Genomic DNA, 16838 nt, shown 5'->3' on the forward strand with positions numbered 1-16838 from the left:
CTGCTCCGCAGGAACGACGCGCCGACGCTACGCGTCGGTAAACCCGTCTCCGCTCCGCGGAGACGCCGGCCCCTCCGGGGCCATGTGATCCGCTCCGCGGATCACATGCTGGGTCGTCGGTGCGGTGTCCCGCTCGCTCCGCGATGCGGATCACATGCTGGGTCGTCGGTGCGGTGTCCCGCTCGCTCCGCGATCGGGCCTCGCTCCGACTTCTCTGAGCTTGCTCAGTGTAAATAGTTTCGTGCATAGGTGGGTTAAAGAGCCGGATCGCTCCGCGACCGGCTCAGGCCAGCCGACAAAATGGGCCGAGTGGGAACGGTGGTGGGTTCGCGCAGTTTGACTGTTGGTCAGGTACCTGAATGACCGGGCTGGTTGAGAGGGATGTCGGCTTGAGGACCGCTCCGCGCGACTGCCGATGCTCATGCTCAGCTTACAGGCTTGGCCTGCTTCCTTAGAGGAGAAACTATGGAAGGTTCGAGTTTGAGGTCTTCCCCGTTGTTGGGTGAGCGGCAACGGCCTTCCGTTCTAGTTGTGCTCAGGGCTCGTCGGCCGGGATGCTCCCGCGCCCGCCGAGGGTCTCGGACAACAACTGAGCCTGCTTGCCTGGCAGTTGTCCGGCGTTGAGTTTGGTGCGGGCCTTGGCCAGCCAGGGTCCGATCATGACGCGCTCGCCATCGACTTCGATCCACTCGCGGGCTCCGGGAGTGCGTCCCCATCGTTCGAGGAACAGGCCGAGGATGAGTGCAGTCTGCGCGAAGGTGCGCCTCCGTGGAGTGGTGGCCGCGCCCGTTCCGTCCTGACGGTTCAACGGAATACGGTCGGGGATGAGGTCGAGGCGTGTGAGTAGGTCCCGCTGGCCTGGGTCGAGTTGGTCCCAGGCGGTGAACTGGCGGTGCAGCCAGGTGCCCGCCTTCACTCCGTGGATCACTGTGTCGCGGGCCAGCGTGCTGGGGTGGTTGCCGGCTTCGATGTGGCGTCGCAGCACGTGGTACTTACGGTGCCAGTCGGGGCCGTGCGGGAGATTCCAATCCGGGTCGAGGGCGGCGAGCCGGGCTACCCGTCCGGGGGCGAGGCGGCCTTTGCGGGCCAGTGCGCGCTGGTCGATGAGGAACTGGCCGCCGGGTTCTTGCGCGGGAATGGCGAGGTGGCCCTGCTCAGCGTGGTAGGCCTCTACTGTGGCCATGTGGCCCTGCCAGGCGGCCTCGTGCTCGTCCCAGATCATGCCGAGCGCCTCGAGTTCGGCGATCCAGCTCTCTTCCAGGGCACCGGCTTGGTAGGCGGTGCGCTGGCCGGTGATGTAGGCGCCCAGCCGGTAGCCGTAGGCGTCTTCATAGCCGGTCGGTACGCGCAGGTGGCCGTGCTCGGCTCGGTAGCGCAGGGCGGCGGCGAGTCCGGCACGGCGTGGGGCGGACAAGACGGCGCCGCCCGCGGGCCACACCAGCAGGTCCAGGGCGTGGGCGATCGCTGCGGGATCGAGGGTGAAGTCGAAGCGGAAGCGGCGGGTGATGTAGGTGTGGGTGTCTCGGGCGGGGTGGGTGTTCTTGCCGCGCGGGGCGCGGGCGGCAATCGTCTGGTCGTGGTGGCGTAGGGCGGCGGTGACCAGCCAGAGCGCTTCGTACGGGGTGCCGAGAAGGTCTGTGGGGTCAGCGCCGGGCGGGATGTAGGCGGGGATGACCAGGCTGGCCGTCTTGGCAGTGAGGGTGGGGGGTTTGCGCAGGGCGCGGCCAAGGGCCTGGACGATGCGGCGGACGCTGCCGGTGCGGTCGGCGAAGACGACGGCGTCGACGGCCGGAAGGTCGACGCCCTCGCCGAGGATCTTGGCGTTGGCCAGCACGCCGCGGCGTGCGGTGGTGAAGCGGGCGAGGATGTCGGCGCGCTGGTGGGGGCTGTGGGTGCCGTCGATGGACTCGATGCTCAGTTGGTCGGCCCAGTCGGGGCGCTGGTCATCGGGCAGAGTGCGCAGGGTGTGGCGGAGCTGGCGGGCGAAGTCGGCGGCGTCGGCGATCTGCTGGAAGTACACGAACACGTGCTTCAGGTCCTGCTCTCGCATGGCTTTGAGGATGGCCAGATGCAGGGCGGTGGTGCGGCGTGCAGTGGGTCCGGCTTCTGGATCGGTGAGCGCGGTGCGCAGTTCGTCGTCGGTGACGGTGGGCACGACGAGCTGGTAGTCGGCCAGGACACCGTCGTCGATGGCGTCGGCGTGGGAGTAGGTGTGCAGGCGGGGGCCGAAGATCTTCGGCTGGTCCATGGTGGCCAGCAGCGTGGGGTCGTCCCAGTGCGGGGCCGTCGCGGTCGTGCGTTTGGGGGTTGGGCCGGTGGTGGGTGGCTCGGCCAGGCGCGGTGCCTCCCACACGTAGGGGGTGGCGGTGAGGTAGAGACGGCGGTCGGCCGGGATACGGCTGTTGTCGTGCAGCACGGTCCAGTTCTTGGTCCAGGTGCCGGCCGTGGCGTGGGCCTCGTCAACGACCAGGAGGTCGAAGACGGGGGCGGGGAAGACGGCGGAGTGCTGGGCTTCCTCGATTTTGGACAGGGAGTCGAAGGTGAAGAACACCGTCGCTCGGGGGTTGCGGGCCAGCCAGTAGGCCAGGTACTCCCCCGCGTTGGTGGAATCGGCCTCGGCTGCGGCCAGCACCGGATGTGAAGTGGCGCGCAGCGACGAGACAGTGATCATCGGCTCGCAGCGAAGGTCGGCGCGGGCGGCGGCCGCCCACTGGGCGACCAGGTCCAGGCTCGGCACTGCCACCGCCAGATGCCGCACTCCCAGCTCCTCGGAGGCACGCAACGCAAGGAGGGTCTTACCGGTGCCGCAGGCCGAGACGACGTGGCCGCGGGTGTGCGGGCGGCGCAGGTGGCGGACCGTGTTGGCAATGCCCTCCTGCTGATCGGTGCGCAGGGCCGGGCGGGCGGGGTGCTGGGGGTTTGCGGGGCTGGAGGGCGTCACCTGTGTCCTCGACGTACAGCGCGGGCAGGGAAGGTAGCCATTCTGGCCTGAGGGAGTGACTCTGTGTGGGGTGATTCCCGCGCTTCCGGGTTGGTGGTCCGAGGCAGTACTTCCCGGATTATTTTCATCGGCTGACACAGCCCGTGTCGTGGTTCTCCGAGCCGGAGCCTGTCTTGCCAACCGCCCAATCGCCGGGCACGAGGCTACGTTGAACTGCCGGACGAAGGCCTGATCGTTACGGACCGTCTTGGCCAGGTCGGCGGCGCGCTCGGTACCTCGGTGCTCGTCTCCTCATCAGCAGCCGTGTCGGCTGCACACTCACCGACTCGCTGACCGGCGCGGGCGTGCCCGACGTCGTCGCCGGGCGCCTGGAGGAGGCGAAGGACGCGGCAGCCACACCGCCTTCATGAACGGCGTCCACACCGCCGTTCTCGTCACCGGCGTCCTCGCCCACCGCGCCGACCGCGCCGAGCCGCACCTGGCACGCACCGTGGGGATCATCCGGTCGGCGATCTGAGAATCAGGGACCGCGGCACTCCGGCGACGCCCCCGGTTGCCTCTGACTCACCAGGCGGAAAGCGCCTACGCGACGATCTTCGTGACGGAGTCACGAGCCTGGTTCGCGATGCGGTCGTCCGTGGTGTCGTCCGCCCCGCCCACCCCGATGGCGCCGATGACCTCCCCGTCGGCCGTCACGATCGGCACGCCGCCGGCCACCGGCAGAAGGTTGGAGTCGACCAGGTGGGGAGGTGCCACCTGCATCTGAGGGGATGCGGCGAAGGCCGCGAACTTGGCTGTCGGGACACCGCTCACCGCCGAGGTATAGGCCTTGCGTCGCGCGGTCTCCACACCGAGCAGGCCCACGCCGTCGTCGCTGAGAAGGACCTTGGTGACTCCACTGCGGTTGACCACGACGGCGCACACCTGGTGCCCCTCGGCCCTTCCCGCTTCCAGCGCGGCGAGTGCGGCGCCGTGGGCGATCTCGTAGCTGAGAGGCTCTCGCATGGGGCGGTCCCTTCCCTGGGCGGCCGCATGCTGGAGCGGCCGTCTTCCGTGACGGAGGCCCAGTATGTCGTCGCCAACCCCTGAATGTGAAGTGGTGCTCGCATTCACATCAGGAAACCGCGGCTCACCGCGCCGGCGTGCCAAGCAGGTACAGGCAGGCGACGTCCACCAGTTCGTCGGTGAGCTGACGCCACGTCAGCGGCCGGTCGGACTCGAAGAGATCGCCGTACAGCACACGGCTCTGACAGGTCCCGTAGATCAGGCGGTAGACGACGTCCAGGCGCCGCTCCGGATCCGGCGCGTCGACCATCGGCATGATCGGCTCCAGGAACCCGCGGAAGACGCGGTCGGCGTCGATGGCGGCCTCCGACCCGACGCGGGCCACCGCAGGATCGGTCGCGCCCGCGGCCAGGAAGACGCGCATCAGCCGCTCGTGCGCCTGGTAGGTCTCGGTCAGCCCGGTGACCGCCGAGGCGACCAGCGCGGTCGGCTCCGTGCCCATCGGGGCGAAGCGGCGGACGATGTCGGCGTTGAACTGCTCGATCATGTCGTGCTGCAGGGCCGCGATCAGGCGGTCCTTGTCGCCGAACCGCCGGTAGACGCTGCCGACCGAGGCGCCGGCGCGGGAGGCGACAGCCGCGACGGTGAGCGCCTCGGTGCCGCCCTCTTCGAGGAGGGCCGTGCCCGCGTCCAGGATTCGCTGCCGGGTCAGCCGGCTGCGGGCCTGCTGCGCCCGCGGCAGATCGAGTGACGGTTCGGTACTCACCGTCCCAGCCTATACACCGCCGGGATCCGCCCCGGCGGCATGCCCGCCCAGCCGACCCGTGAACACGGCTCTTGACGCCCGAGCGACGTAATGCGAATGTGAATCTCGAATCCTATTTGAGGACCGCACACGGCGATGCCCTCGCAGGCGATCCCCCACAGCCCCTGCACGCACCCCCGGCTGTGCGCCCGAGCCGCACGGGAGACAGCACCATGACCACCACGTCAGAGATCGACACCGGCACGGCCTACGGCCGCCCGAAGCCCTCGTACAACGCCCGCCTCCGCGAGGTCGGCCCCGGCACTCCCATGGGCGAGGCGCTGCGCCGCTACTGGCACCCCGTCGCCAGCTCGGAGACGCTCGTCGCCGGGGCCCTGCCGCAGAAGACCCGCGTGCTGGGCGAGGACCTGGTCGTGTTCCGGGACGGGCAGGGCAGGCCCGGTGTCGTGATCGAGCGCTGCACCCACCGCGGCGCCAGCCTCTACTACGGCCGTGTCGAGGAGGACGGCATCCGCTGCTGCTACCACGGCTGGAAGTTCGACGTCGAGGGCCGCTGTATCGAGCAGGCCTGCGAGCCGGCGCTGGGGCGTAGGCGCGACGCCGCACGTCAGCCCTGGTACCCCGTCCAGGAGCGCTACGGCCTGGTCTTCGTCTACATGGGCCCGCCGGAGCTCAAGCCCGAACTCCCCCGCTACGACGCGCTGGAGGACCCGGCGGAGGACGAGAAGTACTTCGCCGCCTGGCCGGTCCCGCACGCGGCGGTCCTCGGCATGCCGGCCGACTTCAGCTGGCTCAACATCTACGAGAACTCCGCCGACCCCACGCACGTCACCTGGCTGCACTCCACGCACAGCGGCTACCAGATGCTGGGCGCCGGCACCTTCGGCTACCCGGAGAACTTCTTCGACCCGGCCACCATCGCCGAGCGTCTGACGTACGAGCGCACCGACCACGGTGTGAAGTACACCCAGCGGTTCGAGGTTGAGGGCGAGGACGGCGAGGTCACCGAGTACGGCTTCGCGGTCGAGCAGCACCTTCCCAACGTGTTCGGCCTGCCGGACTACGTGAAGGTGACCCCCGACGCGCGGCCGGACCAGCTGCTGTGGGTCGTGCCCTCCGACGACACCAGCCACCGGCTCTTCTTCTCGATTCGCACCAACGACCCCGAGCGCATGGTCCGCTTCGTCATCGGCATCACGCAGAACGGCAAGCAGAACCACGAGCTGACCGACGAGGAGCACCAGAAGTTCCCCGGTGACACGGAGGCGCAAGGCTCGCAGGGAGCGATCACCCTGGACTCCGAGGAGACCCTGGCCACCGGAGACCGCGGCGTCGTCATGCTGCGTCGGATGCTTCTGACCATGGCCGACGACGTCGAGGCCGGGCGGGACCCGATCAACATCATCCGTGACGCGTCGGAGGTCCACCACACCCAGTCCGGCCTGTTCACCATCGGCAAGCGCCCGGCGAACGACGGCGCCGACGCCACCGCCACGGCTGGAATCTGAGCGAGCACCATGAACGACGAGTGGCTCGACACCATCGTGGTCGCCCGGTACGACGCGACGGCCCGCATCGTGGTGCTCGACCTGAGCAGTCCCGCCGGCGCCGAGCTCCCGGAGTTCGCCGCCGGCGCCCATGTCGACGTACTCGTGGACAGCGCCGCCGGGCTTGTCCGCCAGTACTCCCTGTGCGGGCCGCCGCACGATCGCACCCGGTACCGGCTGGCCGTACTGGCCGAGACGGCGTCACGCGGCGGCTCCCTCGGGATGCACCGGCTTCGCGCGGGCGACAGGCTGCGCATCTCCCGTCCGCGCAACAGGTTCGGAGTCGCGGACCGGGCTCGCCGCCACGTGCTGATGGCCGGCGGTATCGGCGTCACGCCCCTGCTGGCGATGGCGCACGCGCTCCGCGTCGCGGGGGCGGAGTACGAACTGCACTACTGCGCTCGAAACCGCGCGGAGGCGGCGTTCCTCGAAGAGCTGGAACTCGACCCCCGCGTACGACTCCACTTCGACGACGAACAGGACGACAAGCGCTTGAGCATCGCCGCCGACCTCGGCCCGCCCGACCCCGACACGGCGATCTACGTCTGCGGGCCCGGCGGCTTCATGGACTTCGTGATCTCCTCCGCACAGACAGCGGGTTGGCCCGCCGAGGCGATCCACAAGGAGCGCTTCGCACCCATGCAGGACGCCGAAGCGCACACGGCCGGCGGGACCTTCACCGTGCGGCTCGCCAAGACCGGCGGCGAGTACGAGGTCAAGGACGGCGAGAGCGTCCTCGACGTCCTGCTCGCGCGCGGCATCGACGCCCCCTACTCCTGCCAGCAGGGGATCTGCGGTGAGTGCATCGTGCGCGTGCTCGCCGGGGAACCCGATCACCGCGACGACATCCTGACGGACCGGGAACGCGCCGACGGAATGTTCACCACGTGCTCGTCCCGAGCACTCTCACCGACTCTGGAGCTGGACCTATGACCACGTCCACCGCGTCCTCCACGACCATCGAGGCGGTCGAACAGGCGGAAGCCGCATGGCTCGTCGCTCTCGTCGATGGCGAGAAGGCGATGACCGCCCTCATGCTCGACGACAGCCACGTCGTCCACGGCCCGGTCGGGAAGATCGACGACCGGGAGGCCTTCGCCCACTTCGCCTCGACACGCCGCCGCACCGTCTTCGCCAAGGCCGAGGCGCTCGCCATCACGCTGCGCGGCAACACCGCGATCACCACGTGTCTCCAGGAGATGCACATCGTCTTCGACGAGAACCTCCCGCCGTTCCCGGTCCAGGAAGCCGTGACGCGCGTGTGGGAGAAGACCGCCGAGGGCTGGCGCCTGGCGCACATGCACCAGGCAAAGCGCATGCCGCCGGCCTGACACGCGGACGGTCGGCGGCCATGTCCTGCCACCGCTGTTCGATGAACGGACAAGAGGGTTCAGGACGGGCCGCCGACCGAAGAGAGTTCGACATACAGGGTTCCTGCGGCGATCGACGACGATCGCCGCTGTTGTGGAGGCGAGGCGACAACAATGTCAGCTACTGAGATCGAGGCACCCACGTCCGGCGCGGTCCGGACCAGCGACCTCTTCATCGCGGGCAAGCACGTCGCGGCCAAGGACGGCCGCTATTTCGAGACGACCGAGGCCCTGACCGGTGAACCGATCGCGCGGGCCGCGGCAGCATCCGTCGAGGACGCCAACCTCGCGGTGGACGCCGCGGCGGCCGCCCTTGAGGAGTGGTCGGGCCTCCCGCCGGCCGCACGGCGGTCGATTCTGGAGCGGGCAGCCGTCCTGCTCGACGAGCGCACCGACGACATCGTCGCCACGATGAGCCGCGAGATGGGTGCCACGCTGCCCTGGTGCGGCTTCAACGTGCACGTCTCGAAGGGCATGCTCGCCGAGGCGGCGGCCCAGGCCTACTCGGCCGTCGGCGAGGTCATCCCCTCGGACGTGCCCGGCCTCACCGCCCTCAGCGTGCGTCAGCCGGTCGGCGTCGTCGTCGGCATCGCACCGTGGAACGCACCCCTGATCCTCGGCCTGCGCGCCATCGTGTGGCCGCTCATCTGGGGCAACACCGTGGTGCTGAAGTCCTCCGAGCAGACGCCGCTCACCCAGGCCGCCATCGTCCAGGTGCTGCACGACGCCGGTGTGCCCGCCGGGGCCGTCAACCTCATCAGCAACGCTCCCGAGGACAGTCCAAGCGTCGTCGAGGCCCTGATCGCCCACCCCGCCGTGACCCGCGTCAACTTCACCGGATCCAGCCGGGTCGGACGCATCATCGGCGAACTCGGCGGTCGCCACCTGACGCGTGTGCTCCTCGAACTCGGTGGCAAGGCACCGTTCCTGGTGCTTCCCGACGCGGACCTGGAGGAGGCCGCCGCCGCCGCCAGCTTCGGTGCCTTCATGAACCAGGGCGAGATCTGCATGTCGACCGAGCGCGCCATCGTCGACCGAACCGTCGCGGACGAGTTCTCCTCCCTCCTGGCCGAGCGCGCCGCCAAGCTCGTCGTCGGACCCCCGAGCGACCCCGCCTCACAGATCGGTCCGCTGGTCCACACCGGCGCCCGCGACCAGGTGATCGAGCTGATCGAGGACGCCCGCGACAAGGGTGCGCAGGTCCTGACCGGTGGCACGGCCGACGGCCTGTTCGTGAAGCCCACGGTGCTGCGCGGTGTCACGTCGGACATGCGCATCTACCACGAGGAGTCCTTCGGACCGGTGGTCTCGATCATCGAGGTCGATTCCACCGACGAAGCCGTCGCGGTCGCCAACGACACCGAGTACGGGCTCTCCGCCGCGGTCTTCGGCAAGGACGCGGCCGCGGCGCTCGACGTGGCCCGCCGGATCAAGTCCGGCGTCTGCCACATCAACAGCGCCACCGTGCACGACGAGCCCCAGATGCCCTTCGGCGGTGTCGGCGCCAGCGGCTGGGGACGGTTCGGCTCCCGCGCCGCGCTGGAGGAGTTCACGGAGCTGCGCTGGATCACCATCCAGTCCGGATCCCGCCACTACCCCATCTGACGATGCGAAAAGGTCGCGGGGCGCATGGGACTCAGCCTGCGCCCCGCCGCCCCCGGCCCCTGCTCCCCCGCCTGTGGTTCCTCGCCTCGGCTTTCAGCCCGGCGGTGGGAGCGGCATGGCTGGCGGACGCCCGGGAGACAGAAGCCTCCCGGCAACTCGACCGGGAGTGGGAGGAGTTCTTCCGGTCTCTGTGACGAGTCCCCGCACCGGGGATCTCCACCCTCCAAGGAGTCAACGAATGTCGCACGGCGACAACGACCGCCACGAGATCAGACAGCTGCTCGAGAACTGGGCGCTGTGGCGCGACGCCGGGGACTGGGACCGCTTCGCCACGGTCTGGCACCCGCGCGACGGCTGGATGAACGCCACCTGGTTCCAGGGCAGCGCCACCAACTTCATCGAGGCCAGCCGTGCGGGCTTCGAGAACGGCGTCAGCATCCTCCACTTCCTGGGCGGCCACACCGCCGACATCGCCGGCGACCGGGCCGTCGCCCAGACGAAGATGACCATCAATCAGCGCGGGCACATCGACGGCGTCGAGGTCGATGTCGTGTGCACCGGCCGCTTCTACGACTTCCTCGCCCGCCACGAAGGTCGCTGGACCCTCGTACGCCGGCAGCCGATCTACGAGAAGGACCGGCTCTACGTCCTCGACCCCGCAGCCTCGCTGACCTTGGACCCCGGCCTCCTGAACCGGTTCCCGAACGGCTACCGGTACTTGGCCTATCTACAGGCCAAGGCGGGTTTCACCGTGAAACAGGGTCTCCCCGGCCTGACCGGCCCAGCAGTCGAACAGCTCTACTCGGAAGGCAAGCAGTGGCTGACGGAAGCCTGATGCGGTTCACCCACCAGACCCTTCCCCAGCGCGTGGTGTTCGCGGCCGGGGAGTCGCCCGCCGCCGTGGCGGCGGAGTTCGACGCACTCGGCGGTACCAGGGTCATGCTGATCGCCTCGGACCGCGAGAAGGAACTGGCCGACCCGATCGCCGAGAAGATCCCGGTCGTCCTGCGTCACGAGGAGGTCGTGATGCACGTACCCGTCGAGGTCGCGGAGCGAGCCCGGCGCGCCGCGGCCGACGCGGGCGCGGACATCCTGGTCAGCGTCGGCGGCGGCTCCACCACGGGCCTGGCCAAGGCGGTGGCCATGACCACCGGGCTGCCGATCATCGCGGTGCCCACCACCTACGCCGGCTCCGAGGCGACCAACGTGTGGGGGCTGACCGAGGGGGAGACCAAGACCACCGGTGTGGACGACAAGGTGCTGCCCGCCTCGGTCGTCTACGACGCCGGCCTGCTGACCACACTGCCCGGCTCGATGACCGTGGCCAGCGGCCTGAACGCGATGGCGCACTGCGTGGACTCCATGTGGGGCCCGCGTGCCGACCCGATCGACCGGGCCCTGGCACAGGAGGGCATCCGCGCGCTGGCCACCGGCCTGCCCGTGGTGGCCGAGGACTCGACAAGCGTCAAGGGCATCGAGCAGACGCTGTACGGCGCCTACCTCGCCGCCGTCTCCTTCGCCTCGGCCGGCTCCGGCATGCACCACAAGATCTGCCACGTCCTCGGCGGCATGTTCAACCTCCCGCACGCGCAGACCCACGCGGTCGTGCTGCCGTACGTGCTGGCCTTCAACGCCTCGCACGCCCCCGAGGCCGAGGCGCGGGTCGCCGGTGCCTTCGGGACCGACACGGCGAACGCCGGCCTGGCCGCCCTGCGCCGGACGCTGGACGCCCCGCGGGCACTGCGCGACTACGGCATGCCCGAAGACGGCATCGCCAAGGCGCTGGCTCCGATCATGAAGGCGATCCCGGCCAACAACCCCACTCCCGTCACCTACACGAACCTGACCCTGCTGCTGCATGCGGCGTGGGCCGGCGACCCGATCAGCTGAAAGAGGCCGTCATGGCTACCTACGTCAACCCCGACTCGGCCCGGACCGACGGCGTCGGCCCGGTCCACCGCGAGGTGTCGCCGGAGCAGCAGGCGGTCGAGCAGCGGCTGGTGGACAACGTCATCGCCTCCTTCGACGCCTGCGGCGACGCCCGGCTGAAGGAACTGATGGTCTCGCTGGTCGGGCACCTGCACTCCTTCATCCGCGACGTCCGGCTGACCGAGGAGGAGTGGGGGGCGGCGATCGACTTCCTCACCAGGGCCGGCCACATCACCGACGACGTCCGCCAGGAGTTCATCCTGCTGTCCGACACCCTCGGCGCGAGCATGCAGACCATCAACGTCAACAACCAGGCCTACCAGGCAGCCACCGAGGCGACCGTCTTCGGACCGTTCTTCGTCGAGGACGCCCCACGGATCGACCTCGGCGACGACATGGCCTTCGGCGCCCCCGGCGAACCCTGCTGGGTCGAGGGCACCGTCACCGACACCGACGGCAACCCGCTCGCCGACGCGCGGATCGAGGTCTGGGAGGCCGACGAGGACGGGCTCTACGACGTCCAGTACGACGCCGGCAAGCGCGCCGGCCGGGCCCACCTGTTCACCGCGGCCGACGGCAGCTACCGCTTCTGGGGCCTCACCCCGACGCCGTACCCCATCCCGAACGACGGACCGGTCGGCAAGATGCTCGACGCGGTCGGCCGCTCCCCGCTGCGCGCCGCCCACCTGCACTTCATGGTGTCCCACGAGGGGGCGCGCACGCTGGTGACACACATCTTCCCCGAGGGCGATCCCATCGGGCGCAAGGACACCGTCTTCGGCGTCAAGGACTCGCTGATCAAACGGTTCGAGCGGCAGCCCGCCGGCACACCGACGCCCGACGGCCGTGCCCTCGACGGCACCTGGAGCCGGGTGCGCTTCGACATCGTCCTCGCTCCTACGGGCATATGACGGAGCGACCGGGCCGCTGTCGCCGGGTCCGGTACCGGCGGCAGCGGGGGCTGACTCGCCTCAGGGAGTGAGGCGGTAGAGGGCGGCGCCGTGCGCGGGGAGGTCGAGGTGCAGAGCGTGGCCGTCGTGCGGGGTGTCGGTGTGGGTCCACAGTTCCCGGACGCAGTCGTCGGGCCGGGCGCCGATGGAGCCGAGGGGCACGTCGACCCGTTGCGGGTTGTCGGCGAGGGAGAACACCGCGGCGTATCGGGTGCGCCCGTCGGTGTCGCCGGCGGTCCACAGGACCAGGTCCTTCTCGCGGAGGACCTCGCGGTTGTCCCTGCTGTGCCAGAGGACCTCCAGCGCCTCGTCGTTGGTGAGCAGGTCGATCGTCTCGGGTGAGCTGGTGGGCAGGTCGCCGCCCATCATCAGCGGGGAGCGGGAGACGAACCACAGGGTCAGCAGGCTGATCTGCTCGGCGTGGGTGAGCCGGGAGGGGCGATCCTCACCCCGTTCGGCGCGGATGCCGATGTGGCCGAGGGGCAGCATGTCGGAGTCCGCCCAGCCCCGCTCGCCCTGCCAGGGGGCCCACCGGGCCATGCGGGAGAACTGGGCCTCCACGTCCTCCCAGCGGTCCCACAGGTCGTCGCAGACGCGCCACATGGTGGCGTTCTCGCGCAGGTGGTCGAGGTGGGCGACGGAGACGTCGGTGCCGGGCGACAGGCTCAGCTCGATGTCCCGGCCGCTGCGGGCGATGGCCCGGGCATAGGCGGCGATCTCCCGGTCGTGGTAGGGGAAGAGCATGTCGTCGGCCTTGATGAAGTCGACGCCCCACTCGGCGAATTGGGCGACCTGGGAGTCGTAGTACGCCTGGGCACCCGGGTGGTCGTGGTTCAGGCCGTAGTTGTCGGAGTTCCAGGGGCAGACGGAGCCGGTGTCGGCGATCTCGTCGGCGGTGAAGTCGGTACCCGCCACGGGTAGTCGGGCGGCCACGGCACGGCGGGGGATGCCACGCATGATGTGCAGGCCGAAACGCAGGCCGAGTTGGTGCACGCGGTCGGCCAGCGGCGCGAATCCCGCGCCACCCGCCGCCGAGGGAAACCTGTTCGGAGCGGGCAGCTGGAGGCCGTGGTCGTCGAGGACCAGGGGGGCGTCCGGGTTGTAGCCGTGGGCGCGGGCGGTGGGCTCGTACCACTGGATGTCCACGACGACGGTGTCCCAGCCGTGAGCCAACAGGTGCTCGTGCATGAACGTCGCGTTGGCGAGGACCTCGTCCTCGGTGACGGTCGTGCCGTAGCAGTCCCAGCTGTTCCAGCCCATCGGCGGACGCAGGTGACGTGCGGGGATCGGGCGGGCGGATCGGGTCATGGCTGATCGTTTCCTGTACGGGTGTGCGGAACGGTGGACGGGTGTCGCTGTGGGTCCCCTAGGTCGTGCGTGCTCGCACCAGGCGCACTTCGCGCAGCCGGACGGTGGTGGTGGGCCCGGTCGCTTCGAACCGAACCTTGACGGGGCCGGCGGGGCGGTCCATGTCGAGGGGGAACACCTGGGAGATTTCCTCGCCCTCGCGGTCCGGCGAGGGCATGATCGTGCCCAGTGTCTCTCCGTCGACCAGCACGCGGGTCGGCCCCGCGTCCTTGTCCGAGAGGTGGATCACCTGAAGCCCGGTGGCTGCGCCGTCCGGGTCCGTCAGACGGTAGGACCACCATCCTGTGCCGGCCCGCCACCTCAGCCCGTCGGTGAGGCCCGACCACGTGTCGTGCCCCAGGAACCGGTGGTCGCTCTCGGGCTGTTGTTCGCCTGCGGCAACGGCGTCAACGGTGCGATCGCGCAGCGCGAGTGCCGCCCCGTCGGCCGCGCGGAGCTCCGCCCGCCGCTCCTCGATCCGCTCCGGCTCCGCCAGGGGGAAGTACAGGACGTAGCGGGAATCGTGGATGCCGGCGAACGGGACGAGGGTGGCGGACTCGCCCGGTCCCGCGTCCACGTGATCCAGCTCGAACGCCACCCGGTCCGGGGCGAGTCGGCGCACGCCGGCCGCCAGATCGGAGGTGCTGCGGGCGAGCACCACGGGCAGGTGCTCCAGTGGGCGCAAAGGGCCACTGGCGACATGTCCCATCCGGGAGTCGTCGGCGAAGTGCCCGACCATGTCGTCCCGGTCGCTCTCGGCCGCGAGGACGCTGGGGCCGTACAGGAACGACACCCACGGCGAGCCGTCCGGGAGCAGCTCGGCCCTGATGCGTGGCCGCAAGCGCACGGTGATCGTGTCCCCCTCGAGCCACTGCCGCTCAAGGCGCACATAGGTCAGGGGTTGTCCGTCTGATCCGAGGGGCATGGAGAGGGGGGCCGTCTCGCCCTCGGGCCATGTGCCGTTGACAAGGACGTGCGGCGCGCCCTCGTGCCAGCTCGGGATGCGCAGGTGGATCGCCATGGGGGCGGCGGGAGCGCCGCGCACCACGAGGCTCACCTCGTCGTCGTAGGGGGCGGTCCCGGTCTGTTCGAGCACCAGGTCGCGTTCGGGCCAGGTGAGTCGGGAGGCGACGAAGAGGTTGACGAAGAGGTCGTCGCCCTCAGTGGTGTACACCAGCTCGCCGTATTTCGCGTGGTTCTCCAGGCCGGTGCCGACGCAGCACCAGAAGCAGCCCTGGGGCGTCGACACGACGCGGTAGTGGCCCGGCCGGACGGGGGTGAAGTACACCAGCCCGCCCTTCGGATGCAGGGACGAGAGGATGTGGTTGACCGTCGCGCGCTCGTAGTGGTCGAGCACTTCGGCGTCCGGTTGTTCGAGGAACAGCGCGCGGCTCAGTTTGAGCATGTTGTAGGTGTTGCAGGTCTCGGGGCCCTCCGGCGACTGGAGCGCGGAGCTGAAGTCGTCTCGGGGGTGCAGGTGCTCGCGCACGGAGTTGCCGCCGAAGGAGAACGTCCGGTGCCGGGTCATGGTCTGCCAGAAGAACCGGGCGGCGTCCCGCAGGCCGGGGTCGCGGGCGACCTCGCCGAGCCGCTGGTACCCGACGGCCTTGGCGATCTGGGTGTTGCCGTGCATCCCGTCGAGGACGTCGCGGTGCTCGCGCAAGGGGTTGAGCAGGCACTGGTCGAGGAACCGCCGTGCCAGGGCGGCGTACCGCTGCTCCCCGGTGATGTCGGCGAGATCCGCCAGCGCCTCGCACATCCCGCCGAACTCGGTGCGGAGCATGGCCTCATGGGTGTCGTCGTCCATCTCCGCGGCTGCCCGGTCCCACCAGTCGGCCAGCCGTCGGACAGCGGTCAGGGCCGGGTCCGAACCCGCGTACCGGTGGGCGTCCAGCAGGCCGGCGAAGAGCTTGTGCAGGTTGTACCACGGCACCCAGGCGCCACCGAGCTCGAACGAATCCCGCTCCACCTGCCCCGCGGCCACCCGCTCCCACAGCCGCACACCGTCCGGGATGCCCCCGACGTAGCCGGTGCCCAGGGCCTCCTGGCACTCGACGATGCCCTCGACCAGGCGTTCGACCATGGCTCTTGGCCAGGGATCGTCCGTCGCCGCGCTCATGAGGGCGGCGCCCGACAGCGCGTGCCCGACGGTGTGGCCGTCGAGACCGGAGTTCTCCCAGTTGCCGTAGGACTCGGCAACCGGCGGCAGGCTGGCCTCGCGCCGCAGGGGCGCGAGGAGTCTGTCGGGGTCGAGGGACATCAGGTAGTCGAGGGCGGTGGTCTGCGCGTCCAGGAACGGGCCGGGCAGAAGGCGTACCGCACTGCGGGGGAATGTCTGCATGGATGCTGGTTTTCTGTGTTCGACGTGTGAACGTCCGTCAGGGCGGGAACAGCAAGGCCCGGTGTCACCGGTCAGGTCCGTCGAGAGGGAGGATGGGGGCCTCCAGGGTCTCGTCGCGGTCGCACACGAGGGTGTCTCCGCTCACCCGCAGGCGGGCGACGTGGACCGAACTGCGGCGGTCCTCGTGGCTGGTGTGGGGTCCGGGGCGGTCGTCGGATCGCCTGGGGTGCGAGAAGTAGAAGATGAACGCGCCGAGTTCGCTGGTGACGACATCGGCGTGGTAGCCGTACCCGCCGTCGTCCGGGCCCTGCCCGGGACGGTCGAGGATGAGTCCTCGCGGTTCCCATGTCTCCAGGTCCGTCGAGTGCAGAACCCGCTGGCCGTGCCATTCGTCGATGAGCATCCAGTAACTGCCGTCCAGCTCGAAGACGTTAGGGCCTTCGTGCTCCGAGATCTCGACGGCGGCTCCCCGCACGGTCCACCGGGCCAGGTCGTCGCTGTCCGCCGCCCAGGTGTGCCCGTGATCGGCCTCGTCCTTGTACCACATGCGGTAACCGCCCGTGGGGAGCCGCAGGACGCAGGCGTCGATCACTCTGTCCGACGAGAGCGACACGGTGGAACGGTAGGTCCACGAGAAGAGGTCGTGGCTCGTGTAGTGGCGGATCACGCGTGCGTGGCCCGGCCACTGGGTCGGAACACCGCGGATCACGCTGACGTACATGTGGTACTCGGTTCCGTCGTCGACGATCTCGGGGGCCCAGTAGGTGTGCCGCCCGGGCTCGGTGTTCAGCCCTTCGGCGATTCCCCGGTACAGCCAGGTGGCTCCCCCGTCCGCGGAGGACGCGATTCCGATGTCGGTTCCGTGGATCCAGCTCGCGTCGTCGATCGGCGGCGCGTCGGCTCGGCGGCTCGTGTAGAACATCCACCACTCGCCGGCCTGCCGGTTCCAGATGACGGTGGGGTCGGTCGCGCCGTCGTGCATGGGGTCTCGGAACAGGGGGCGGGCAACGGTCGTCATCGGTTCTTCCCAGGTGTGA

The 16838-nt window shown here is 69.8% G+C and carries 13 protein-coding genes and 1 pseudogene; 8 read left to right on the forward strand and 6 right to left on the reverse strand.

Annotated elements, in window-relative coordinates:
* Window positions 1-535: 535 nt before the first annotated feature.
* Window positions 536-2941, reverse strand: coding sequence for a DEAD/DEAH box helicase (locus tag IE263_RS37020; protein ID WP_189942462.1), 2406 nt, complete (start codon window positions 2939-2941; stop codon window positions 536-538).
* A gap of 252 nt (window positions 2942-3193) precedes the next feature.
* Here IE263_RS37020 and IE263_RS37025 point away from each other — a divergent pair.
* Window positions 3194-3458 (forward strand): annotated as a pseudogene (locus IE263_RS37025) (hypothetical protein); the annotation flags it as partial.
* Window positions 3459-3523: 65 nt separating this feature from the next.
* On the opposite strand, the gene IE263_RS37030 reads toward IE263_RS37025, so the two are convergent.
* Together IE263_RS37030 and IE263_RS37035 are read right to left on the reverse strand one after the other, a co-directional pair.
* The gene (locus tag IE263_RS37030; RefSeq protein WP_189942463.1) at window positions 3524-3946 is read right to left on the reverse strand and encodes a GlcG/HbpS family heme-binding protein; all 423 of its coding nucleotides are present in this window, start codon (window positions 3944-3946) and stop codon (window positions 3524-3526) included.
* A 124-nt stretch (window positions 3947-4070) separates the two neighbouring features.
* Complete coding sequence (locus IE263_RS37035; RefSeq protein ID WP_189942464.1) at window positions 4071-4712, reverse strand: TetR/AcrR family transcriptional regulator; 642 nt, start codon at window positions 4710-4712, stop codon at window positions 4071-4073.
* A 212-nt stretch (window positions 4713-4924) separates the two neighbouring features.
* On the opposite strand from IE263_RS37035, the gene IE263_RS37040 reads away from it, so the two are divergent.
* From IE263_RS37040 to IE263_RS37070, 7 genes are all read left to right on the forward strand, one after another.
* The gene (locus IE263_RS37040) at window positions 4925-6220 is read left to right on the forward strand and encodes a Rieske 2Fe-2S domain-containing protein (RefSeq protein WP_189942465.1); all 1296 of its coding nucleotides are present in this window, start codon (window positions 4925-4927) and stop codon (window positions 6218-6220) included.
* Between the two features lie 9 nt (window positions 6221-6229).
* Window positions 6230-7192: a PDR/VanB family oxidoreductase gene (locus IE263_RS37045; RefSeq protein ID WP_189942466.1), complete on the forward strand. Its 963-nt coding sequence runs from the start codon at window positions 6230-6232 to the stop codon at window positions 7190-7192.
* Entirely contained in the window at window positions 7189-7590 is a 402-nt protein-coding gene (locus IE263_RS37050; RefSeq protein ID WP_189942467.1) for a nuclear transport factor 2 family protein, read from the forward strand. The genes IE263_RS37045 and IE263_RS37050 overlap by 4 nt, the downstream gene beginning before the upstream one ends.
* 153 nt (window positions 7591-7743) lie before the next feature.
* Window positions 7744-9234 (forward strand): aldehyde dehydrogenase, encoded by a 1491-nt coding sequence (locus tag IE263_RS37055; protein WP_189942468.1) that lies wholly within the window; start codon window positions 7744-7746, stop codon window positions 9232-9234.
* A gap of 238 nt (window positions 9235-9472) precedes the next feature.
* Window positions 9473-10069, forward strand: coding sequence for a nuclear transport factor 2 family protein (locus IE263_RS37060; RefSeq protein ID WP_189942469.1), 597 nt, complete (start codon window positions 9473-9475; stop codon window positions 10067-10069).
* On the forward strand, window positions 10069-11124 hold the full coding sequence (locus IE263_RS37065; RefSeq protein WP_189942591.1) for a maleylacetate reductase: 1056 nt from the start codon (window positions 10069-10071) through the stop codon (window positions 11122-11124). The genes IE263_RS37060 and IE263_RS37065 overlap by 1 nt, the downstream gene beginning before the upstream one ends.
* An 11-nt stretch (window positions 11125-11135) precedes the next feature.
* Window positions 11136-12074, forward strand: coding sequence for a hydroxyquinol 1,2-dioxygenase (locus IE263_RS37070; protein WP_189942470.1), 939 nt, complete (start codon window positions 11136-11138; stop codon window positions 12072-12074).
* Between the two features lie 60 nt (window positions 12075-12134).
* Here IE263_RS37070 and IE263_RS37075 read toward each other — a convergent pair whose 3' ends face one another.
* From IE263_RS37075 to IE263_RS37085, 3 genes are all read right to left on the reverse strand, one after another.
* Entirely contained in the window at window positions 12135-13421 is a 1287-nt protein-coding gene (locus tag IE263_RS37075; protein ID WP_229911372.1) for a glycoside hydrolase family 27 protein, read from the reverse strand.
* Window positions 13422-13479: 58 nt separating this feature from the next.
* On the reverse strand, window positions 13480-15801 hold the full coding sequence (locus IE263_RS37080; RefSeq protein ID WP_189942471.1) for a glycoside hydrolase family 127 protein: 2322 nt from the start codon (window positions 15799-15801) through the stop codon (window positions 13480-13482).
* Window positions 15802-15865: 64 nt separating this feature from the next.
* Window positions 15866-16819 carry a glycoside hydrolase family protein gene (locus IE263_RS37085; protein ID WP_189942472.1) on the reverse strand — a complete coding sequence of 318 codons (954 nt, stop codon included), beginning with the start codon at window positions 16817-16819 and terminating at the stop codon, window positions 15866-15868.
* Window positions 16820-16838: the final 19 nt, after the last annotated feature.

This window comes from Streptomyces aurantiogriseus, assembly GCF_014649375.1.
GTDB classification, from domain to species: Bacteria; Actinomycetota; Actinomycetes; order Streptomycetales; family Streptomycetaceae; genus Streptomyces; species Streptomyces aurantiogriseus.

What these genes read in the sequence shown, in the direction of transcription:
- IE263_RS37030 (WP_189942463.1), bottom strand. Translation starts at nt 3,946, where the DNA reads ATGCGAGAGCCTCTCAGCTACGAGATCGCCCACGGCGCCGCACTCGCC.
- IE263_RS37065 (WP_189942591.1), top strand. Translation starts at nt 10,069, where the DNA reads ATGCGGTTCACCCACCAGACCCTTCCCCAGCGCGTGGTGTTCGCGGCC.
- IE263_RS37080 (WP_189942471.1), bottom strand. Translation starts at nt 15,801, where the DNA reads ATGCAGACATTCCCCCGCAGTGCGGTACGCCTTCTGCCCGGCCCGTTC.
- IE263_RS37050 (WP_189942467.1), top strand. Translation starts at nt 7,189, where the DNA reads ATGACCACGTCCACCGCGTCCTCCACGACCATCGAGGCGGTCGAACAG.
- IE263_RS37070 (WP_189942470.1), top strand. Translation starts at nt 11,136, where the DNA reads ATGGCTACCTACGTCAACCCCGACTCGGCCCGGACCGACGGCGTCGGC.
- IE263_RS37045 (WP_189942466.1), top strand. Translation starts at nt 6,230, where the DNA reads ATGAACGACGAGTGGCTCGACACCATCGTGGTCGCCCGGTACGACGCG.
- IE263_RS37060 (WP_189942469.1), top strand. Translation starts at nt 9,473, where the DNA reads ATGTCGCACGGCGACAACGACCGCCACGAGATCAGACAGCTGCTCGAG.
- IE263_RS37085 (WP_189942472.1), bottom strand. Translation starts at nt 16,819, where the DNA reads ATGACGACCGTTGCCCGCCCCCTGTTCCGAGACCCCATGCACGACGGC.
- IE263_RS37055 (WP_189942468.1), top strand. Translation starts at nt 7,744, where the DNA reads ATGTCAGCTACTGAGATCGAGGCACCCACGTCCGGCGCGGTCCGGACC.
- IE263_RS37040 (WP_189942465.1), top strand. Translation starts at nt 4,925, where the DNA reads ATGACCACCACGTCAGAGATCGACACCGGCACGGCCTACGGCCGCCCG.
- IE263_RS37075 (WP_229911372.1), bottom strand. Translation starts at nt 13,421, where the DNA reads ATGACCCGATCCGCCCGCCCGATCCCCGCACGTCACCTGCGTCCGCCG.